This window comes from Neorhizobium sp. T25_13, from assembly GCF_002968675.1.
In the GTDB taxonomy this organism is placed as follows: domain Bacteria; phylum Pseudomonadota; class Alphaproteobacteria; order Rhizobiales; family Rhizobiaceae; genus Neorhizobium; species Neorhizobium tomejilense.
The window spans coordinates 38,146-59,619 of the sequence record NZ_PVBI01000014.1 but is presented as its reverse complement, the minus strand read 5'-3'; the positions used below and the strand labels follow the sequence as shown (position 1 = coordinate 59,619).

General features: G+C 63.5%; 18 protein-coding genes. 9 read left to right on the top strand and 9 right to left on the bottom strand.

The features are described from left to right. Nucleotides 1–52 precede the first annotated feature (52 nt). Entirely contained in the window at nucleotides 53–1,990 is a 1,938-nt protein-coding gene (locus C5J22_RS25555) for a L,D-transpeptidase family protein (protein ID WP_105440522.1), read from the bottom strand. 381 nt (nucleotides 1,991–2,371) lie between these two features. On the opposite strand from C5J22_RS25555, the gene fumC reads away from it, so the two are divergent. Beyond that, nucleotides 2,372–3,763, top strand: a complete 1,392-nt coding sequence (gene fumC, locus C5J22_RS25550; RefSeq protein WP_046606369.1) for a class II fumarate hydratase — start codon at nucleotides 2,372–2,374, stop codon at nucleotides 3,761–3,763. Between the two features lie 292 nt (nucleotides 3,764–4,055). Then, entirely contained in the window at nucleotides 4,056–5,126 is a 1,071-nt protein-coding gene (locus tag C5J22_RS25545) for a GGDEF domain-containing protein (RefSeq protein ID WP_105440521.1), read from the top strand. A gap of 7 nt (nucleotides 5,127–5,133) precedes the next feature. Here C5J22_RS25545 and C5J22_RS25540 read toward each other — a convergent pair whose 3' ends face one another. From C5J22_RS25540 to C5J22_RS25525, 4 genes are all read right to left on the bottom strand, one after another. Further along, entirely contained in the window at nucleotides 5,134–5,940 is an 807-nt protein-coding gene (locus C5J22_RS25540) for a M15 family metallopeptidase (protein WP_105440520.1), read from the bottom strand. Next, nucleotides 5,924–6,313 carry a hypothetical protein gene (locus C5J22_RS25535; RefSeq protein WP_046637630.1) on the bottom strand — a complete coding sequence of 130 codons (390 nt, stop codon included), beginning with the start codon at nucleotides 6,311–6,313 and terminating at the stop codon, nucleotides 5,924–5,926. The genes C5J22_RS25540 and C5J22_RS25535 overlap by 17 nt, the downstream gene beginning before the upstream one ends. A gap of 121 nt (nucleotides 6,314–6,434) precedes the next feature. Further along, nucleotides 6,435–7,043 (bottom strand): pyridoxamine 5'-phosphate oxidase family protein, encoded by a 609-nt coding sequence (locus tag C5J22_RS25530; protein ID WP_105440519.1) that lies wholly within the window; start codon nucleotides 7,041–7,043, stop codon nucleotides 6,435–6,437. A 68-nt stretch (nucleotides 7,044–7,111) separates the two neighbouring features. Continuing rightward, a complete protein-coding gene (locus C5J22_RS25525) occupies nucleotides 7,112–8,053 on the bottom strand; it encodes an alpha/beta fold hydrolase (RefSeq protein ID WP_105440518.1) in 942 nt (313 codons plus the stop codon). Nucleotides 8,054–8,100: 47 nt separating this feature from the next. Between C5J22_RS25525 and C5J22_RS25520 the strand changes: the two genes are divergently transcribed. Beyond that, nucleotides 8,101–8,580 (top strand): MarR family winged helix-turn-helix transcriptional regulator, encoded by a 480-nt coding sequence (locus tag C5J22_RS25520; protein WP_105440585.1) that lies wholly within the window; start codon nucleotides 8,101–8,103, stop codon nucleotides 8,578–8,580. A gap of 14 nt (nucleotides 8,581–8,594) precedes the next feature. Here C5J22_RS25520 and C5J22_RS25515 read toward each other — a convergent pair whose 3' ends face one another. Continuing rightward, nucleotides 8,595–8,969, bottom strand: coding sequence for a gamma-butyrobetaine hydroxylase-like domain-containing protein (locus tag C5J22_RS25515; RefSeq protein WP_046637634.1), 375 nt, complete (start codon nucleotides 8,967–8,969; stop codon nucleotides 8,595–8,597). 221 nt (nucleotides 8,970–9,190) lie between these two features. Between C5J22_RS25515 and moaA the strand changes: the two genes are divergently transcribed. Further along, nucleotides 9,191–10,180 carry a GTP 3',8-cyclase MoaA gene (gene moaA, locus C5J22_RS25510; protein WP_371412671.1) on the top strand — a complete coding sequence of 330 codons (990 nt, stop codon included), beginning with the start codon at nucleotides 9,191–9,193 and terminating at the stop codon, nucleotides 10,178–10,180. A 33-nt stretch (nucleotides 10,181–10,213) separates the two neighbouring features. Here moaA and C5J22_RS25505 read toward each other — a convergent pair whose 3' ends face one another. Then, a complete protein-coding gene (locus C5J22_RS25505) occupies nucleotides 10,214–11,551 on the bottom strand; it encodes a hypothetical protein (protein ID WP_105440517.1) in 1,338 nt (445 codons plus the stop codon). A 129-nt stretch (nucleotides 11,552–11,680) separates the two neighbouring features. Here C5J22_RS25505 and C5J22_RS25500 point away from each other — a divergent pair, with 129 nt between their 5' ends. Next, a complete protein-coding gene (locus C5J22_RS25500; RefSeq protein ID WP_105440584.1) occupies nucleotides 11,681–12,559 on the top strand; it encodes a LysR family transcriptional regulator in 879 nt (292 codons plus the stop codon). An 11-nt stretch (nucleotides 12,560–12,570) separates the two neighbouring features. Here C5J22_RS25500 and C5J22_RS25495 read toward each other — a convergent pair whose 3' ends face one another. Next, complete coding sequence (locus C5J22_RS25495) at nucleotides 12,571–15,132, bottom strand: methyl-accepting chemotaxis protein (protein WP_105440516.1); 2,562 nt, start codon at nucleotides 15,130–15,132, stop codon at nucleotides 12,571–12,573. Nucleotides 15,133–15,408: 276 nt separating this feature from the next. Here C5J22_RS25495 and C5J22_RS25490 point away from each other — a divergent pair, with 276 nt between their 5' ends. Genes C5J22_RS25490 through mobB form a run of 4 tightly spaced genes read left to right on the top strand, consistent with a single transcriptional unit; the run spans nucleotide 15,409 to nucleotide 18,740 of the window. Then, nucleotides 15,409–16,314, top strand: a complete 906-nt coding sequence (locus C5J22_RS25490; protein WP_105440515.1) for a DMT family transporter — start codon at nucleotides 15,409–15,411, stop codon at nucleotides 16,312–16,314. A gap of 52 nt (nucleotides 16,315–16,366) precedes the next feature. Then, on the top strand, nucleotides 16,367–17,593 hold the full coding sequence (locus tag C5J22_RS25485) for a multidrug effflux MFS transporter (protein ID WP_105440583.1): 1,227 nt from the start codon (nucleotides 16,367–16,369) through the stop codon (nucleotides 17,591–17,593). Beyond that, on the top strand, nucleotides 17,593–18,228 hold the full coding sequence (gene mobA, locus C5J22_RS25480) for a molybdenum cofactor guanylyltransferase MobA (protein ID WP_105440514.1): 636 nt from the start codon (nucleotides 17,593–17,595) through the stop codon (nucleotides 18,226–18,228). Before C5J22_RS25485 ends, mobA begins: the two co-directional genes overlap by 1 nt. After that, nucleotides 18,225–18,740, top strand: coding sequence for a molybdopterin-guanine dinucleotide biosynthesis protein B (gene mobB, locus C5J22_RS25475; RefSeq protein WP_105440513.1), 516 nt, complete (start codon nucleotides 18,225–18,227; stop codon nucleotides 18,738–18,740). Before mobA ends, mobB begins: the two co-directional genes overlap by 4 nt. Nucleotides 18,741–18,788: 48 nt before the next feature. Here the strand turns inward: mobB and C5J22_RS25470 are convergent, their stop codons facing one another. Next, nucleotides 18,789–21,176, bottom strand: coding sequence for an OmpA family protein (locus tag C5J22_RS25470; protein WP_105440512.1), 2,388 nt, complete (start codon nucleotides 21,174–21,176; stop codon nucleotides 18,789–18,791). Nucleotides 21,177–21,474 lie beyond the last annotated feature (298 nt).

Here is a 21,474-nt window from a genome sequence, read left to right as displayed (position 1 = left end):
GGCCCGGAGGCCGCCTTCTTCTGCAATCCGAAACTCATCCTCAACTCAAAGCTCAGCTCTGCGCCGCCCGGACCTTGGTGGTTGCCACGAAAGCCTTCACCGTCGCATTGTCGCGGCCGTAGACGTCGTCGAAATACTCGACCTTGCCGTCCTTGTTCGGCCAGGCGGTGAAGTAGGCGACGTAGACCGGTATCCTGACCGGCACCTTGGCCGAGACGTTCTCGCCGGCGGCGATCCGTCCGTTCACGTCGTCGATCGTGGTGCCGAGTACGGCGGCCGCCATCTTGCGCGGTTCGGCAAGACGCACGCAGCCGTGGCTCAGCGCCCGCATGTCGCGCTGGAAGAAGCTCTTCGAGGGCGTGTCATGCATGTAGATCGCGTGGCTGTTCGGGAACAGGATCTTCAGGTCGCCGAGCGCGTTGTCACCCGACGGTGGCTGACGCACGGAGATCTTCTCGGTGGAGCCGAACCAGTTGATGCTGCTCGACGAGACCGCCCTGCCGCCGACCGACACCTCATAACCCATTCGGTCGAGGTAGCTCGGATCCTGGCGCAGGTGCGGCAGCATCTCGTTGATGATGATCGACTGCGGCACGCCCCAATAGGGGTTGAACTCGACGGTTTCGATTTCGTCCTGGAAGAAATAGGTCTGGTTGGACTTGCTGCCGACCACGACGCGCATCGAAAACTGTTCGGCACCACGGTCATGGTAATAGACCGTGAAGGCCGGCTGGTTGATGAAGACGTAACGCTGGCCGAGATCGTCCGGCAGCCAGCGCGCCTGTTCCATGGCGACTTCGACCTTCTCGATCTTGTCCTTCGACGTATGGCCGACCATCTTGCGCACCGTCGCATTGCCGATGACGCCATCGGCCTTGAGACCGACTTCCGCCTGGAAGGACTTCACGACGTCGACGAGTTCCGGCGTGTAGTCCGGGGTCTGCTGATAGGCCGTCAGCGTCGCCGCATGCTTGGTCCTCAGCGCTTCCGAGCCGGTGTGCTGGATGGCGGCGATGATGCTCGCCATATCCGCGCTGCTCTTGCCCGGCTTCAGGAGAATGTCGCTCGGCAGCGAGATCTGCGGACCGTCATTGGCCGCTGCGGCGCGCAGCGTTGCAAGCTCGGCCTTCAGCGCCTGGAATTGAGGGCTCTGCGGCGCGAGGCCTTCGAGGTAGGCCGCGACATCGGTGCCGGTCTGCGCGAAAGGCAGGACGAGCGGGAGCTTGACGTCCTTGCGCTTGAAGTCGTGGTAGCCGGACACCTTGTTCGGGTCGATACGGCCACGCATCATGTCCTGCGCGAAGGTCAGCACCTTTTCCGACAGCGCCAGTTCGAACTGCATCAGCGCGCGATCGTGGCTGTCGGCGGCGGAAGCCGGTGCAGATGTCGTTGCGGAGACATTGATCGGGGCCGCCGCATCCGTCGGCGCAGCAACGCTTGCCGTGGTCAGTGCCGGGACCGGCAGGATGTAGTCGGCGGGTTCGAGCCCGTATTCGCCGGCCCGCTCGAAGAGCGACAGCACGCCCCTCGCCTTCTCGTTGACGTCACCGGCGGTGACCCAGAGAGGCTCCGCAGCCTTGCTGTAGAAGGCTTCGAGCGCGGTCGCGATTTCCGCCGGCGCCGAAACCTTGGCCTCGGCGATGAGGCGCGTGCCGTCCGTCGCGGACGCTGCAGCGAAGGCGGTCGTCTTCACGGCCCGCTCGGCATCCGGCTTGTAGGTGTAATATCGAGGACCGGAGACTTTCGGCAGCGGCTCGGGATCGGCGAGGCTGCGCTCGGTCGGCATGCCGGAATTGCCGCCGACGCCCGGCAGGCCGTTATCGTGCCGCCCTGCCCGTTCCGCGCCGGGACCGCCGCGCAAGAGATCGAGAAGTGTTACGGCATGTGCGGGAACGGCCGCACCGGTAAACATCGAGATGCCGGAGACGAGCGCCAATGCGATCGAAGTTCTTTTGTGTTTGTACTGCAATGTCGTCCCCGTCACCTGCATCCGCGTCTTGATCCGCGGGCTCGAATATATATCACGCCATCTAACCGATCGCGTGAGGGATGGAAAGAAACGCCCGAGCGGCCGGCGGGTTTCGGCTCCGCCGGAAACAGCATCGGTGCGCAGCCGGAAGGTTAAGAAACTATTCGTTAAATTTTTACTGACGACCATCGACAAGCACCCGGCCAGAGGGCGGATTCCGCTGTATAATTCCGCTGTCCGTGTCATAAAAGGCACGACGAAAGCCTGCCAAAAAGCCTGTTCGGCCGGCTTGCGGACGTTCACCAATCGTATAGTAATGCCGCCGGCCGGCTCCGACGCGGTAACGCGTTGTTGATCTTTCAAGACACCGGCAGCGACCACGAGCAAAAAGAGGCAGCGAAGATGGCATCGACCCGCACCGAAACCGATACGTTTGGCCCGATCGACGTGGCGAGCGACCGTTATTGGGGGGCCCAGGCGCAGCGCTCGCTCGGCAACTTCAAGATCGGCTGGGAAAAACAACCGCTCGCGGTCGTGCGTGCGCTCGGCATCGTCAAGCAGGCCGCCGCCCGCGCCAATATGGAACTGGGCGGCCTCGACGCTTCGATCGGCAAGGTCATCGTCGAAGCGGCCCAGGAAGTCATCGACGGCAAGCTCGACGACCATTTTCCGCTGGTCGTCTGGCAGACGGGCTCCGGCACCCAGTCGAACATGAACGCCAACGAAGTGATCTCCAACCGCGCGATCGAAATGCTCGGCGGCGTGATGGGCTCCAAGAAGCCCGTGCATCCGAACGACCACGTCAACATGAGCCAGTCGTCGAACGATACCTATCCGACGGCCATGCACATCGCCTGCGTCGAAACCATCGTGCGCCACCTAATCCCGTCGCTGAAGCAGCTGCACGAAGCGCTGGAAGTGAAGGTCAAGGCCTTCTCCCACATCATCAAGATCGGCCGCACCCACACGCAGGATGCCACTCCGCTGACGCTCGGCCAGGAATTCTCCGGTTATGCGGCGCAGGTCGGCTCGGCGATCGCCAATATCGAGCTGACGCTGCCGGCACTTTCCAAGCTCGCCCAGGGCGGCACGGCGGTCGGCACCGGCCTCAACGCCCCGGTCGGCTTTGCCGAAAAGGTCGCCGAGGAAATCTCGAAGATCACCGGCCTGCCCTTCGTCACGGCCCCCAACAAGTTCGAAGCGCTCGCCTCGCACGACTCGATGGTTTTTGCGCACGGCGCGATCAACGCCGCCGCCGCCGCTCTCTTCAAGATCGCCAACGACATCCGTTTCCTGGGCTCCGGCCCGCGTGCCGGCCTTGGCGAACTGTCGCTGCCGGAAAACGAGCCGGGTTCGTCGATCATGCCGGGCAAGGTCAACCCGACCCAGTCGGAAGCGCTCACCCAGGTCTGCGCGCACATCTTCGGAAACCATGCGGCTCTCACCTTCGCCGGCAGCCAGGGCCATTTCGAGCTCAACGTCTACAATCCGATGATGGCCTACAATTTCCTGCAGTCGGTGCAGCTGCTCGGCGACGCCGCGGTCTCCTTCACCGACAATTGCGTGGTCGGCATCGAAGCCCGGGAAGACAATATCAGACGCGGCGTGGAAAACTCGCTGATGCTGGTCACCGCCCTTAACACCAGGCTCGGCTACGACATCTGCGCTAAGATCGCCAAGACCGCCCATAAGAACGGCACAACACTTCGTGAAGAAGCGGTCGGCGGCGGATACCTGACGAACGAGGAGTTCGACCAGTATGTCCGCCCTGAAAACATGATCGGTCCCAAATAAGGGGACCTGATTTACAATATAACCAGCAAGCCCGCCTCCCGATTAGCGGGCTTTCTCTTTCGGTCAGCCTACATTGGTTAATTCCGACAATATATCAACATTCTACAGGTGAATATCTTTTCGGGCTCGAAGTCTGTAAACCCATTAGTTTTGAGGGAAAATCGGGTATTTCAGAAATGAGAAATAAATTTAAGAATAAGCTCTTCAGCTCGCACCCCTTAATTCTTTTCGAACATTTTTCACATACTACTTCAGTTTATAGCATACAGGTGGGATCTAGTGGGGATCGTCGATGACGACGGCAACGGCGCCGAGAGCGCAATCTAGCGATCTGATCGGCCAGATCATCTACGCGGTGCGATCGATGGGCGTCGCCCCGATCCCTCGCAATTATCAGCTTTTTTACGAGGCCTATATCGGCTCCAATCCTGACCTGACCCGTGATCTAGCGGGGCTCGGAAGCCGCGCCACGCAGGAGGAGCTGGACGCGCTTTCGCATCGCTATCTTGGTACCGGCCAGGTGGCGGTCATCGAAGACGCCCATACCAGGATTCTTGGCGAACTCGACGCGCTCCTGAAGCTGCTGCGCCAGGAACAGAACTCGCTCGAGAGCTACGGCAAGCTGCTTGGAGAAACCGCTCAGCGGATCAACTCCAAGAGCAGTTTTTCCAACGACCTGCTGACCAGCGCGCTGGCGCTCTTGAGCGAGGCGACGGGCAGCACCATGGCGCATGGCGAAAAGACCGTCGGCGGCGTCGTCCAGCGCTCACAGGAAATGGACCAGGTCCGCCGCGAACTCGACGAATACAAGCGTATCGCCAACACCGATTCGCTGACCCGGATCGCCAACCGCCGGGCTTTCGACGAGCGCCTTGCGGCGACCTACGACAATACTGCCCTGCTGCCGGTCACCGCACTGGTGCTGGCCGATATCGACAACTTCAAGAAGATCAACGACAGCTACGGCCATCCGGTCGGCGACAAGATCCTCGCGACGGTTGCTTCCGTGATCCGCTCGAACGTCCGCAAGGATGTCTTCGTCGCCCGCTCCGGCGGCGAGGAATTCGCGATCATCGTCGAAGGCAACACGCCGGAAGAGGTGGTGATCATCTGCGAGCGGGTACGGCGCGCGCTGGAAACCCGCATCTTCCGCAATTCGCGCTCCGGCATCGACTACGGCCCGGTCACCATTTCGCTCGGCTTTGCGATGGCCTCGCAGGCGAGCGATCCTGGAGAACTCTACGCCAATGCCGATACGGCCCTCTACAACGCCAAGAACTCCGGCCGCAACCGCTCGGTCATCTTTGATGACAGCATGAAGAAGGACTATGTCGGCAAGAGCTGGCTGATCTACAGGAAGTAGATTTCCCTCAGTCGCAGGCCGAGACGCCTGCGGCGCCGGCGATGGCCAGCAGTTCCGGGCGGTATTCGAAATGCATGGTGTCGTAGTGATACCAGCGACCGCCCCAGATAAAGCCATGGCGCTCGAACGCCGCGACGATCTTCATCGGAAAGCGGTTTTTGTAGTTCGGCACGTTGCCGGGCTTGCCTCCCGACCAAAGCCAGTAATCGGCGTATTTCGTGTTGAGATCGATCGCCGCGCCAAAACTGTGGACGGAGAGATTGGCCTGTCCCGCAACCTTGCGCCAGTTGAAGACGCCGGCCGACGGCGTCAGGTAGGCTTTCAAGCCCGGGTCGGCGGCAAGCTCATCCCGGACGGCGGCAAGCGCCTTGTCGACCCCGTTACGGGTGGTGACGCGCAACGTCTCGCCGAACCATGCGACCGGCACGAGGCTCGACTGCACGGCATTGGCGCTCGCGCCATAAAGGCGCTTCATCAATTCGTCGCTGCGGATGCGGCCCGGATCGGAATCGACCGGCGGGCGGTATTCGCACGAGCCGGGCCGATATGCCTGAGACAGGCTGTCCTCGACGTCGCCCTCGGCCAGCATTTGCGCATGGTTGCGCCTGATCCCGTCGTCGATCGGAACCGGCGCCCCCTCCTTCATGATCAGCCTGCCGTCGCGGCTGGCCACGATCATGTCGGGATAGGCCTTCACCAGGGCCGCGATCTTCTCCTCCAGGCGCAATTCGCGCGCCTCGCCCGGGCCGCAGACGAGAACCGACAGCATCACGGCTGCGGCTCGGAGGAACGGGCTGTCAGTAGACCAGGACATTGACGTAATCGCCCCGGGGCCCTCGAAAGATCTGCACGTTGATCATGACATTCCCGCGAACGACGGCGTTGCGGGCAGCCCGATCGATGGTGCCTCGGCTGATCATGCGCTCGACGAGTTCCCGATTGCCGGCATCGTCGAAGAAGCTGTCGCTCTGGTCGCCGCGCTGCGAGACGCCGAAGCGATGAAAATTTGCGCGATCCTGGCGGACAATCTGCCAGGGCTCCTGCAGGCGCACATTGTTGGAATTGTACAGGTCGTCCTCGCCGATGAAGGCCGTATATTCCTCGATCAACTGGTCGGCCCGCGCCGCTTGAGCGCCGAACATCGTCGCAGCCAGGATCACCGCCGCAAAGCCGGTTCCAAACTTCATAAAATCCCCCGTGCCCGTCCCCTATGGCGGGTCGATTCGATTGTCGCCTTGGGCGCTGGAAATGTCCATGAGGACGGCGACTGGGCATGTCTTCTTCACGAAGAAAACGCCGGTGCGGCGTCTACCACATGGTCTTGGCGGCGCGCTCCGGCCATTCCCGGTCGTAGGTCTCCTTGTCGAAGTCGGCCTTGGCCGCCTTCAGCAGCGTTCCGGGCGTCGGCAGGTTCTTCGGATCGACGAAATGCTCCGGGTTCCAGAGTTCGGCGCGTATCAGGGCGCGGGCGCACTGGAAATAGACCTCGTTCACGGTGATCACCGTGACGCTGCGCGGATTCCGGCCGTCCATCTCGAAGCTTTCGAGCAGCGCGGGCTCCACCGAGATCACGGCGCGGCCGTTGATGCGCATCGTCGTGTTCGAGCCGGGTATCAGAAACATCAAAGCCACGCGCGGGTCGCGCACGATATTGATCAGCGAATCGATACGGTTGTTGCCGCGCCAGTCGGGCAGAAGCAGCGTCGAATCGTCCTGGATACGCACCGCCCCGCCAAGATCGCCGCGCGGCGAGCAGTCGAGCCCTTCCGGTCCCACGGTCGCGAATGCGAGGAAAGGCGAGGCCTCGATCATCTGCCGGTATTCCGCGGTCAGCGTCGTCGTCACCTTGGCGAGCGAGGCTTCCGAGACGCCGTCATAGATCGCCTTCAGTTCCTCGACGGATGTGATGATGGTCATGGCTCGCCCCTCTGGTATCGGCGGGCCTTAGCCCGCGCGGGCGACACTATGATGACGTCCCCTGTGGATCAAGCAGCGGCGTCGTTGCCGGGCTTTGCGACGATGGAGGTTTCGCGCAGCGGCCGGCCATCGCTCGTCAGGAAGGCGGCAATGGTCTCGATCACGCCGCGGTCGCTGACGATGCGGCGATGCCCGAGCCCGTTCGCCCATTCGAGCCGTGCCGTGGCAAGCCCCTCGAAACGGCGGGCGTGGTCGGCGGCGACCTCCTTGTCTTCCTGCGCATGGACAACGAGCAGGGGCGTTCCGAGCCGCGCGGCGCTCGCCACCGTGTCGAAGTCGTCGAGCGAGGCGCCGGCCACCTTCTCCGCCCGCCGGATCAGCAGCGCCTTGACGCGCAGCGGCAGGCCGACCATCCGCGAAAAATCGTCGAACAGCCAATGGATATGGCTCGGCGCGCCGATAACCACCAATTTCGAGGGAGAGATCGAGCCGACTTGCCTCATCACCCCGCCGGCGGCGAGCATCATGCTCGCACCGCCGAACGAATGACCGACCGCCGCATCGAAATGACCGAACCGGTTCTCCGCCGCAACGATCGCTTCTACCGCCTGGCGCATGTTGAGGCTGCGGCCGCTGGAAAGCCCATGGCCGGGAAAATCGAGCACCACGACCTCGGCGCCGGTTTCGGCCAAGCCCGCCGGCAGCGCGGCGATATAGGCGGCACTGGAGCCCCAGCCGTGCACGACCAGGTAACGGGGCCGGCCGGGCTTGCCGTCGCCGTTGAAGCGATAGGCCATCACCGTCGAGCGTCCGACGGTGAGCGGGATCTTCTGGGCGGCCGAGAGCCGCTCCCGCCCCTCATTCTCCATCGCCCTCGCCTTGCCGCCCTTGGGACAGCGCGAGGGCGTCAGGCAGAAGAGCCGAAAGGCGAGCCCGGCTGCTGTACTGGGGAAAGGCCGCCCCATGGCGGCAAATCCGAAACGGATGACCTTGAGTGCAAAGGATGGCATAGTGAGAAAACCCAATAATGTTCAATGCTGAACAATAAAGTACAATGATGAACAAAAATCAATCCCTCCCTTGGGATCATCCGCGTTTTCGCAGTTGGATTGCCGTCGCCCGCGCCTGCCAGTTGATGCAAACCGTGCTGACCCGCGAGCTCACCGAACTCGACATCAAGCCGCCGCATCTCGACATCCTGATCAATCTCTACCGTTTCGAGGGGATCTCCCAGCAGGAGCTTGCCCACAAACTGCTGGTGGGGCGTTCCAACATGAGCATGGCGCTGCCGCTGATGGAAAAGCGCGGGCTGATCGAGCGGCGCGGCGATACGAAGGACAAGCGCGTGCTGCGCCTCTACCTGACCCGGGAAGGCCGCTCGGTGACGGAAAAGGCGATGGCGATCCAGACGGCGCTGATCGAGCGGACGCTCTCCTCCGAGCCGCTGGATCAATGCATGGCGATGGCGGAGTCCATGGAGCGGCTGATCGTCACCCTGCAGTCGGAGATCCGGGAGGACAGCCGCGAGCCGGCCTGACCACCGCTTGACGCCTACCGCGTTCTCTGCGGTGGATCGCGGGAGAGGCCCTTCTCAGTGAGATCGCGCTCATAGTCGGCAAACAGCTCGGCTCCGCGCTCGCCGAGTTCGCGTAGGTAAGGCCAGGTGAAGATGCCGCTGTCGTGGCCGTCGTCGAAGCGGATTCGCACCGCGTAGTTGCCGGCCGGCGTGATCGCCGCAATGCCGACATTGCGCTTGCCGGGCACGGTGACCTTCTGGCCGGGACCATGCCCCTGCACTTCCGCCGAAGGTGACAGCACGCGCATCGTTTCGGCCGGCAATGGAAACGCCGCGCCGTCGCTGAAGGTAACGTTCAGCGTGTGGCGGTCCTTGGAGACCCTAAGTTCCGTCGGCCAGATGTCGCTCATGCTTTTCAGGCTCCCGATTGTCATATGCCTGGCGGAGGATTATGAGCTACGGCGTTTCGCCGCAAGCGGTTTTGCTTCCGTCGCTGTACTATCTGGATCGATGTCATACACTTGACGCGACGGCTCGAAACCCCCACTTTCCGGGTAAGGGAGATTATCACGTGAACAGTTTCGCAGGACCGGTCGGAGGAGCAGCGCCGATCATCGCCGACCAGGCGCCGATGATCGATCCGTTCGGCCGTGCGGTCACCTATCTACGTGTCTCGGTCACCGACCGCTGCGATTTCCGCTGCACCTATTGCATGGCGGAAAACATGACCTTCCTGCCGAAAAAGGACCTGCTGACGCTGGAAGAGCTCAACCGGCTCTGTTCCGCCTTCATTTCCAAGGGCGTTCGCAAGATCCGCCTGACCGGCGGCGAGCCGCTGGTGCGCAAGAACATCATGTTTCTGGTGCGCGAGCTCGGCCAGCACGTCAAGGCCGGCGCTCTCGACGAACTGACGCTGACGACCAACGGGTCGCAGCTCGCAAAATATGCCGACGAGCTCTATGACAGCGGCGTCCGCCGCATCAATGTCTCGCTCGACACGCTGAACCCCGAAAAATTCAAGGCGATCACCCGCTGGGGGGATTACCACAAGGTGATGGAAGGCATCGACGCCGCCCAGAAGGCCGGGCTGAAGATCAAGCTGAATGCCGTGGCGCTGAAGGAATTCAACGAGTTCGAGATCGCCGACATGCTGCGTTTCGCGCATGGCCGCGGCATGGACATGACGGTGATCGAGACCATGCCGATGGGTGAGATCGATGAGGACCGTACCGACCAGTATCTGCCGCTCTCCAAGCTGCGCGCCGATCTCGAAGAGCAGTTCACGCTGACCGAGATCCCCTACAAGACCGGCGGCCCCGCCCGCTATGTGGAAGTGAAGGAAACCGGCGGCCGCTTGGGCTTCATCACACCGATGACCCATAATTTCTGCGAGAGCTGCAACCGGGTGCGTCTCACCTGCACCGGGACGCTCTACATGTGCCTCGGCCAGAACGACGCGGCCGACCTGCGCACGGCGCTACGCGCCTCCGAAAACGACGGCTACCTGTCGGCCGCTATCGACGAAGCGATCACCCGCAAACCCAAGGGCCACGATTTCATCATCGATCGCACCCACAAACGCCCCGCCGTCGCCCGCCACATGAGCGTCACCGGCGGGTGATATCCGCGCCGGCGACCGCTGCTGCCGCCTGGATTATCGCGAAATATCGACATGATGCACTCCGTGCGGCAAGGGCACCCGCCCGATCCGTCGCAGCGACGGTGCATCGCCCCTGATCACCTTGAAGACTTCAAGCCCCGCCCCGGTCTCGGGGCCTGCGCCCTCGAAAACGGTTGCGAGAAAGTGATCACCCGTCAGGTCGAAGGTTCCGCCTTCGGGTAAAACGCCCTCGAACGTGTAGTCGCCAACCTTGCGCAGCCTGCCCGCGCCCGGATCGAACGTCAGAAGCGATACGGCCGCCTCGCGGCCATGACGCGCAGACCCGGGCGGAAAGGATGTGCCGCGCATGTTGATCGTCGCGACAAGCCGGCCATCCGGGCTCACCGCCATTCCTTCGGCCGAAACGCCGGTATCGACCGTCATCAACCGCTCGTGCCGGGCTTCGGACGCCTCGGGATCCGCCAGCCGAACCACGGTCATGGTGGAGGACGCATTGGGGATACGGCCATCGAGGCTGGTCGCCGTGAAATCGCGCCCCCAGTTCGATGTCAGATAGTGGCGGCCATCCGGCGTGAAGCGGCCGACAAAGGGATCCCTGCCCACCTCCACGCTGTTGCCCCAGGCCTGCAAGGCAGGCTCCTGATCGCTATCGGAAAATTCGAAGAACGCGACACGGTTCTGCGTGTTGATATTGGCCGCCAGGAACCGCCCGGACGGATGCCACTGAACATTGGTCGCCGTCACGCCGCCTCGCGGAGCGTTCAGCGATCCGGAAATGCCGAGTTCAGCCAGGTCGAAGCGGGCGACTTCGCCGAATCGGCCATCGGCAAATTCGACGATCTGAAGCAGGGCCGCATCGGCGGTATTGGAAACGACCGCCACCCGCTGCCCGTCCGGGCTGACGGCTAATGCCTCCGGATTGATGCCGATCTCCACCGTATCGGCAAGCGTCGGCATCGATGGGTCGGAGAGATCGACGGCAAACAGTCGTCTGCCGGGCGGCAGGTCCCTGACCGTTCCGCCGCCATCCGGCCGCTCGCCCAATCGTTCGGTCACGAATGCCGTGCGCCCGTCCGGCGTCAGTTCCAGGATTTCGGGCGCAGCCGTCACCGAGTTCGAGATGGGAAGCGAGCCGCTCGTCACGCGGCCATTGGCGATCGAAAGAATGGTGAGCACGTCCCTGTGCCCGGCCTCCTTCGGAGCCAATACGAAATCGGCATAGGTGCGCGCCAGATAGTCGCCGTCGGAGATGACGGCGACGCGGCCGGCCGATATCGCGCCGAGGATATCCGCCGATTGTGCGGCAGCAGTACCGTGCGCCACGGTCGCCAACGAAAGGGCCGTGCCCGCGAGAAAAGCCAATGCCTTCATGATCCATTCTCCTTCCGAGAAGCGGCGTCATCTGCCGCCTATTGCCTGAAGGGAGGATAGGGTCCACTCTGATAGAGTTCCAATCGGAATTCCATCATCTGTGATAGGCAAAATACATCAGGAATGTCGATGGATATACGCTCCATGGCCTGCTTCGTGGCGGTCGCCGAAGAATTGCATTTCCGCCGGGCGGCCGAGAGGATGCACCTCACCCAACCCTCGCTCAGCCAGCGCATCCGCGCCCTCGAACTGGAGATCGGCACGGACCTCTTCGCGCGCGATCGCCGCAGCGTCGCACTGACGCCGGCTGGCCAGGCGTTCCTCGAACCCGCCCGGCGGGCGATCGAAAATGCCGAAGTCGCCCGGCAGCAGGCGTTACGGGCGTTTCGCGGCGAAGTCGGTCGGCTGCGGCTGGGTTTCACGGTCATCGCCTTCTACGGCATTCTGCCGGAAGCGGTGCAGGCGTTCCGGAAGCGTTATCCGCAGGTCGAGATAGAGCTTGTCGAGCTCAATTCCCCGTCGCTCGAAACCGCACTGATGACGGGAACGATCGATCTGGCGGTCCTGCATCCACCGCTCGCCAATCCTGAACTGGCGACCCATGATCTGCCGGCCGAGCCTCTCGTCCTGGCATTGCCGGAAAGCCATCCGCTCGCGATGAAAACCGAGATCCGGCTCTCCGAGCTCGCCGACGAACCCTTCCTCCTCGCACCCCGCTCCATCGGACCGAGCATCTACGACAGGGTCATCGCTCTCTTCCGGGACCAGGGCATCAGCCCGCGCATCGTGCAGGAGGTTACGCCCATGACCACACTTGCAGGCCTGGTGGCGGCGGGGGTCGGAATGGGGTTCGTCACGGGCGGCCTGTCCCGCCTGCCGCGTCCCGGCGTCGTTTTCCGGCCAGTCACGCCGACGCCGCCATCGTTGCCGATGGCGGCGTCCTGGTTGAAACCGCAGCTTTCCGCAATCGGGCAGCGCTTCCTCGAAACGGTCTCGGCGCTTGCCTGACTGTCCAGGCCTCAGGCAGCGTCGCTGCGACGGAAGCCCGAGCGGCGTTCGTTGGCGCCGGCATGGAAGTTGATGTTCGGATCGCGCGTCTTGAAGCGCTCGATCTTCTCGGACAGCGTCTCCACACGTTGGCGCAGACCGTGGATCTCGGCGTTGTTTTCCTCGACCATGGCCGCGTTGCGCTGGGTGATCAGCTCGACCTCCTGCACCGCCTTGGTGACTTCGTTGATGCCGGTCGACTGCTCGCCGGTGGCCGCCGAAATCTGGGACACCAGTTTGCGAACGTCGGTGATGTGCGTGATGATCTCGGTGAGTGCCGTACCCGTCTCCTCGACGAGATGTACGCCGTTGCTGACCTGGGTCGAGCTTGCCGAAATAAGGCCCTTGATCTCGCGGGCAGCACCGGCGCAGCGCTGCGCCAGTTCGCGGACTTCCTGGGCGACGACCGCAAAGCCGCGGCCTGCCTCGCCGGCACGGGCCGCCTCGACGCCGGCATTCAGCGCCAGCAGATTGGTCTGGAAGGCGATCTCGTCGATAACACCGATGATGGTCGCGATCTTTTCGGAAGAACGGCTGATCTCACCCATGGCGTCGACGGCGCGGGATACGACCTCGCCGGAGCGGACCGCGAAATCTTCCGTCTCGTTGACCGAGACGGACGTCTGCTTGGCGCTTTCAGCCGTCGAGCGGACGATCTCGCTCAGATGGCGCAGGGCGCGCGAACTCTGTTCGAGCGCTGCCGCCTGCTGTTCCGTGCGGCGGGCAAGATCGTCCGCCGAAGCGGCGAGATTGCCGGTGCCGCCGTCGATTTCTTCCGCGGTCGAGCGCACGTCGGCGAGCGTGGCCCGGAGCGCCTCGACAGCCTGGTTGTAGGTGCGCGCCATCTCGATGAAGTCTTCCGGCAGGTTCTCGTCCATGCTGCGCTCAAGGTCGCCCTCGGCAAGTTTGCCGAGCATGTCGTTGAGCGCGGTCAGCGCCTGGCGTTGTTCGCCGGCAATGCGGGCACGCTCTGAGGCGCGGCGCTCGGACTCGGCGGTCGAGAGCTCGCGGGCTGCGGCGGCGTCCTGCTCGAGACGGACATTTTCGACCGCGGCATCGCGGAAGACGGTGACCGAGCGAACCATGTCGCCGATTTCGTCGCCACGTTCGCGGCCTTCGATCTTGACCTCGAGATCGCCGTCAGCGAGCCGCTTCATCACTTCGGTGACGCGGCGCAGCGGGCCGCGCAGCGTTTCCACCAGCATCAGGCCGCCGGCAATGGCAAGCAGCGTGCCGACCACCATGGCGATCAGCGACAGCTGGGCGGACCGTTCGCTGTCTTCCTTGCCGACCTCCTGGGCCTGGGCCACGAAATTCTTGAGGCCAGCCATGCCGCCCGTCAGAGTTTCGCCGGCGGCGGCGCGCGCCTTTTTCCAGTCTGCGGCGATGGACAGAAGCTTGGCGGTATCCTCCTCGATCGATTTCAGGCGGGGCTGAAGCGTCGTCGAGAACTCGCGCATTGCCGGATTTCTGGCAAGTTCGGAAACTTCCGCACTGGCAGCCTTCAGCTTTGCCATGACGTCGAGGACGACCTTGCGCGCCTCCTCCGTCTGGTTGGCGCGCAGCCGCTCGACGTAGAGCTGCATGGCGTCGATCAGGCGCAGCGATTCGGCACTACGGTCGAGAAGCGTGCGCAGGCTGGCGACCTCGCCCTCGATGCTGGCGAAACGGCTGGCCGCGTTGCCGGCCTTGCTGGTGACTTCCGCCTCCATTTTCGCCTGCAATTTTTCCATGCCGGCAACGGTGTCACGGACCGCCTTCGCCTTTTCCGGAACCTCCTGATTGCCCTTGATGGTGGCGGCAAGCGCGCTGATCGCGTCATTGATCGGCTTCAGCTGTTTGATGCCGTTCGGGGTAAGGAAGGCCTGAACCTCCTGGAACGTCTTGTCCAGAATGCCGAGATACATGTCGGCGGTGCTGATCGCGCCGTCGTCCGTGCCGGTCTCCTTGACGGAATTGCGAAGCTCGCCGATCTGTTCGGCGATCGCCTTGTAGGCATAGGCTTCCAGAACCATGCCCTTGGCGAACTTTTCCTTGCCCTCGAACTGCTTGCGGACGTTGGCAACCTGATCCGAGACCCCTGTCGCGACGGTGCGGACATTGTCGATGCTGTCGTCGAGCGCTGCGGCGTTTTCGTCTCGCCTCTGCTTTATCTTCCAGAGTACGTCCGTATCGGCGCGCATCTTGGGCGCAAGCCCGGTCACCACGGCGATGCGCTCGCGGTCCCCGGCCGTCACGAGCAGCCCGCCGAGCACGTTGACGCCGCTCTCCTGCTTGTCGATAGCAGCCTTCAAGGCCGCAAGCGATGCATTGTCGGGCTTGCTGTTGAATTCCTGGAGGACCGCCTGGAGATTTTCAAAGTCGCCGATGTTTTCGATCGTCGCACGCGTCACGGTCATATGGCCGTTCAGCATGCTGGCCGTGTAGTAGCCGGCAAGACCGACGCCGGCGATCAAGAGCACCAGCGGGATGACGAAAAGTAGGACCTTGGTGACGATCCTGCGGCTCTGAAGAAGACGATCGATGAAAGACATTTTTCCCCCAACTGCAAACCAGATGCGACTTTCGCGTCTGCGGCATCGCGAAACGGCAACGGCACGATCCCAGCCTCATGCGGGAATGAATGGGTTCACAATGGTCAAATTCGGTTGAACAACGGTTAATTCGGGACCCTTACATTTCGTTTTATTACACTGTATCGGATATCGGAATTTCCCGCCGCTACCCAAAAGAGTACCGCCCGGGAGGCAATCGGGCTGGCGACGCGTAAGCCGTTGCTTTAAGAGACCGATACCGGAGGAATCTCACAGATGGCATGGTCTGAAAATTCGCGGGGCGCACTGTTCATGTCGCTCGCCATGGCGGCTTTCACCTGCAACGATGCGCTGGTCAAGTCGGTCACCCCGGAGCTCAGCATCCCCCAGATCATGGCCGTGCGCGGCGTCATGGCGACACTGCTGATCTACTGTGTCGCACGCTACATGGGCGTGACCCTGTCGGCCAAGGCGGTCATGCATCCGCTGGTGCTGCTGCGCACTTTCTTCGAGCTCGGCGCCACCCTGACCTTCCTCTCCGCGCTTGCCCACATCGAATTTGCCGCCATTTCGTCGATCATGCAGGCCTTGCCACTTGCCGTGACGTTGGGAGCGGCCCTTTTCCTGAGCGAGCCCGTCGGCTGGCGGCGCTGGACGGCGATCGGCATCGGCTTCCTCGGCGTGCTCATCATCATCCGCCCGGGCCCGGAAGGTTTCACGCCGGCAGCCCTGCTCGCCGTCGTCGCCTGCTGTTTTACGGCATGCCGCGACCTCACCACCAAGCGCATCCAGGCGGACATCCCTTCGTTGACGGTGACGCTCTTCACGTCCCTCGCCAACACGGTTCTCGGGGCAATCCTGATCGTCCCGATGGGCGGATGGCAGCCAGTCAGCACCTATGCGCTGGGACATCTGGCAATTGCTTCCGTGCTGGTCTTCGCAGGTTACCAGGCGGTCATCCAGTCGATGCGGACGGGCGAGATCTCCTTCATCGCGCCCTTCCGCTATACCGGCCTGCTCTGGGCTCTGGTCATTGGCATTTTCGCCTTCGGCGAACGTCCGGACGCCTATATGCTCGTGGGCGCGGCAGTCGTTATCGGTTCCGGCCTTTATACTTTCTATCGCGAGCGCAAGCGGCAGGGCATTGCCACCGGCAAGGTAGCCGCCGTCCCGCCGGCCTGAGGAAGAGCCGGATTGAAAGGGCCGAAAGGCAGGCGTGAAAGGACGAGACGACGTGCAGCAAAGCCGATTTCTGGATAGACGAACCCCGCCCCATATCCTGACGCTCGTCGTCTGCGCCGGACTTGGCGCCCTCTCGCTCAATGTCTTCCTGCCGTCGCTTTCCGCCATGGCCATCCATTTCGGCACCGACTATGCCGTCATGCAGCTTGCCGTCTCCGGTTATATCGCCGGCACCGCCTTGCTGCAGCTGGTACTCGGTCCGCTTTCCGACCTTTTTGGCCGCCGCCGCGTGATGATCGGCAGCATCCTGATCATGCTGGTCGGCACGGTGATCTGCCTGATGGCCGCAAACGTCACCGTCTTCATGATCGGAAGGCTGCTGCAGACCGCGGTGGTCGCCGGTTTCGTCCTGCCGCGCGCGATCATCCGCGATACGGTGCCGATGGAGAGCGCTGCCTCGATGATCGCCTATGTGACTATGGGCATGTCGCTGGTGCCGATGATCAGTCCGACGATCGGCGGCGTGCTCAACGACATGTTCGGCTGGGAGGCGAATTTCGCCTTGATGCTCGGCCTCGGCCTGTTGACCCTGACGCTCGTCTTTACCGACCTGGGCGAGACGAATCACGCGCCGGCCGCCAGCTTCACCGCCCAATTCCTCAGCTGGCCGGACCTTTTCCGCTCGCGGCGCTTCTGGGGCTATACGTTTACTTCGACCTTTTCGTCGGGCGTGTTCTTCTCGTTCCTCGGCGGAGCGCCCTTCGTCGGCACGGCGATCTATCATCTGTCGCCGACCATGCTCGGCGTGCAGTTCTTCCTGATCGCGGCCGGCTACATGATCGGCAACTTCATTTCGGGCCGCTATACCCGCCAATTCGGCACGATGACCATGATGATCTCAGGCAGCCTGGTCAGCCTTGTCGGGGTTCTCATCACCGCCGGGTTCCTCGTCGCGGAAGCGCCCTGGCCGTTCGCCTTCTTCGCGCCCCTGGCGCTGACCGGCGTCGGCAACGGCCTCACCCTGCCGAGTTCGAATGCCGGCATCGTCAGCGTGCGGCCGCACCTCGCCGGCTCCGCTTCCGGCCTCGGCGGCGCGATCACCGTCGGCGGCGGCGCCGCGCTGTCGACCCTTGCCGCGGCGTTACTCAAGGAAGAGAGTGGCGCCATGCCGCTTCTCGTCGTCATGGGCGTCACGACCATCCTGGCGCTCGTCGCAACCGCCTATGTCCGGCAGATCGACCGCCGCGAGGGCGCCATCCCGACAAAGGATGAGGACTAATGACGCCCGCCGCTCCTCCCATCCGGCCTCCGGGCCTGGTCCTTGCCGGTGGCAAATCGAGCCGCATGGGCACCGACAAGGCTTTTCTCACCATCGGCGGCGACACGATCCTCGGCCATGTGGTGCGGCGGCTCCTGCCCCAGGTCTCGGAAATCACCCTCAACGCGCCGATAGGTTTCCCCAATCCGCTCGGTTTGCGCCTGCTGCCGGACCTGGTTCCCGGCCAGATCGGCCCGCTTGCCGGCGTGCTCGCCGGCCTCCAAGACATCCAGGCGCGCGGCGTTCAAGCAACGCATCTCCTCACCGTCCCCTCCGACAGCCCCTTCGTACCCGCCGATCTCGCGCGCCGGCTGGGGGCTGAGGCGGGCGATCCAAACGCGATCGTCATCGCCTCCTCGGACGGCCGCGATCATCCGGTCTTCGGGCTCTGGCCGGTTTCCATCACCAGTGATCTGGAGACCTGGCTTTCCGATCCCGACAACCGGCGGATCAAGGCGCTCCTCGACCGTCACCATACGGTGACTGTCGAATTCCCGGTGATCGAGACGCCGCAGGGGGCGCTCGATCCCTTCTTCAACATCAACACGCCCGAGGATCTTCAAGAGGCGCTTGGTTTCGCCGAGGAGCTTTCATGACCCCTCCCCGCGTCTTCGGCATTTCCGGCTGGAAAAATTCCGGCAAGACGGGCCTGGCAGTGCGGCTGGTGGCGGAATTCACCCGCCGCGGCTATGCAATCTCGACGATCAAGCACGCGCACCACGATTTCGACATAGACAAGGTGGGGGCCGATTCCTTCCGCCACCGGCAGGCCGGTGCCCACGAAGTGGCGATCGTTTCCGGCACCCGCTTTGCGATCATGCACGAGTTGCGCGGTGCGCCGGAGCCGAGCTTCGAGGAAATACTCTCCCGCCTCGCCCCCTGCGACCTGGTGCTGATCGAGGGCTACAAACGCGAGCCCGTCCCGAAGATCGAAGCCCGCCGCCTCAAGGCGAGCAACCGCGAACCGCTGGCGCCGAGCGATCCCCACATCGTCGCGATTGCCGCCGACCACCCGGTCCCGGATGCCACCATCCCCGTCTTCGACCTCGACGATACGAACGCGATCGCCGATTTCATCGCACAGGTGACGGGGCTTCCCCACAAATAAAAAAGCCGCCGGATCGCTTCGGCGGCTTTGGTTCGAGGTGCCTGAACCTTACTGGTTCGAAGCGACCGGTTTGACCAGCGGGGTGATGCGGCGCACGGTCACGCGGCGGTTTTCCTGTTCGGGTCCGTCGGTGCGGACCTTGAGGTAACGTTCGCCGTAGCCCTGCGTCGCCAAGTTTTCCGGCGGGATGCCGAATGCGTCCGTCAGCACCCGGGCAACGCTTTCAGCGCGTTCGTCGGAGAGGACGAGGTTGCTGTCGTCGGCACCGACGGCATCCGTATGACCTTCGATCAGGAAGGTTTCGGAAGGATCCCGCTTCAGGACCTTGCTGATCGCGTCGGCGACCTTGCGCAGCGAGCTCGCCTGGTTCATCGGGATTTCGGCACTACCGGTCGCAAACGTGATCGTATCCAGGTCGATACGCGGCACCTTATCGCGGATGCGGGCGGAGTAACGCACTTCGTCCATCGAATAGACCCGCTCGACCCGCTCGACCGGCGGCTGTTCCAGGAACTCGTAATAATCCCGGTCCGGCTCGGTCGAGGTGTCGATGATGTAGTTGTCGAGCGGCACGCTCAGCCGCATCGGCGGCAGGTCGTCGCCCGGATCGCGCCAGACGTAGTCGCGACCACGGCGGTTATCCATCAGCTCCGGCGAATAATAGAGAACGTATTCCTCGCCGCCCCTGACGATACGCGAGCGCTGGACGATCTCGCCATAGCTGTTACGGACGGTGACAATCCGCGTGCCGTCGTCGCGCACGATAACTTCGCGCACCCGGCCGTCGCGGAGCTGCTCGTATTGCGGCGCCCGATCGCGATCGTTGTAGAAACGACGGCTGTCGTCATGGCGAACCACGGTCTGGTTGTCGATCGAGATGATCACGCGGCCGCCATCCCGGTCGCGACCGCCGTTACGGTCACGGCTGCCGCCGAGGCCCGCTGCATCGCGGAAATCCCAGCCGCGGGGCCGTTCGAACTGCGGGCGCTGGTCGAGGCGCTGGCCGCGCTCTTCGGACAGCTGACGAAATTCCTGCAGCTGCTCGCGGGTGGCACGCGTGCTGCCCTGAGCCTCTGCATCGGTTTTCGGCGGTGCAAGCTGCTGCTGGTCGGCCTGCTGCGGAGCTTGACGGCGCGGACGCTCTCCATCCCGCGGCGGACGTGCAGAGGGCGCCTCCTTGGCGCTGTCGAGCACGGCTGCCCCGTTCTGAACGGGCAGTACGACCTGCTCGCCGCTCTTGGCCGCAGCCGGATCCTTTGCAAGCTCCTTGGCGCGTTCGACCTGCTGAGGCGTGGTCGCCGTCTGGGGCGCGGTCGGCTGGGTGCCCGGCTGGGCTCCGGTCGCCTGCTGACCTTGCAGCTGGCCCGGCACCTGCTGGCCCTGAGGCACCACTGGCTGTCCTTCGGTGGTCTGACGGCGAGGCGTTTCGCCGGCAGGCGGCTGACCCGGCGCGGCCTGGCCATTTGCCGGCGGCTGCTGGTTGCGCCTGTCCTGCGCGGTTCCGGTGCCCGGAGCCTGTCCAGGGACCTGAGCCGGCGCCTGACCGGTGGCGTTGCCGCTGGCCGGCTTTTCAGGCGCTGCTCCCGGAGCCGTGGCGCGATCGGTAGCCGGCGGCTGTGTCGGCTTTGGTGTTTCGGCCTGCTTTTCAGCGGGAGCTGCCTTGGGCTGCTGGGCAGTGCCGCTGGCCGGCTTTTCAGGTGTCGCTTCCGGCGTCGCAGCGCGATTGGTGGCAGGCGGCTGCGGCTTGGGGGTTTCGGCCTGCTTCTCGGTCGGGGCTGCCTTCGGCTGCTGGGCGTCGCGGCGCACGGGAGCCTCAGGTGCTGCTTCCGGGGTTGCGGCGCGATTGGTCGCCGGCCGTTCCGGCTTCGGCGTTTCGGCCTGCTTTTCTGCAGGAGCGGCCTTTGGCTGCTGGGCTTCCCTTGCGGCCGGCGGCTCGGTGCGGGGTGTCGCCTGCTCGCGCTGGCGGCGCGGCTGGGCGTCGTTTCCGCCTTGACCCTGCCCGGTCTCCTGCTGCTGACGGCGCGGACGCTCCTGCGCGGGCGCCTCGGCTGCCGGACGCTCGGCCTGCGGAGCCTGGCGGGGTGCTGCTTCGCGTGGGGCAGCCTCACGCGGGGCGGCTTCCGGCTCGGCCTTGCGCTGGCGCTGCGGCTGTTCCTGCTGCTGGGCCTGGGGCGGGGCCTGCGGCCGTTCGGCCGGGGCCTGCTGCTGCTCCTTCTGCTGCGGCTTGCGGCGCGGACGCCCCTCGCCTTCCTGCCCTTCCGGAGGGACGATGATCTGCTGCTGGACTTCGACGACGCCCGGCATCTGGGCGGCCTCAACGGCGGGTCTCGTCTCCATAGCGGGTTTCAAGGGGACAGCACCGGCCGGCTGAAGCATCAGCGGCAGCGACACGAAAGGTGCTGCGACACTGGCGAACAGTCTGAATTTTTTCGACATGGACATTTCCTCTTCTAGGGTGTCATCCCTTTCATGCGCGTCCTTTATTGCCTTTTTCGGCGGACTTACGCGGCGGCTCAACTGTATTGCACCAAAATGGTTCCGTTGCAGCCTGTTGCGGATGGCCTGAACCTCGCATGAATGTGTTGTTCATCAGCTGGTGGCAACTAGACGTGCACGTAAAATGCCGTTGCAATTTTTCCCGAGCAGGTATCTAAAAATCCACTCGGAGCCCGCCTGCATGCGTGCCCCGTCTCCCTGCGGCCGAAAAAGACCAACACCGCAGGTTGCCAACAGA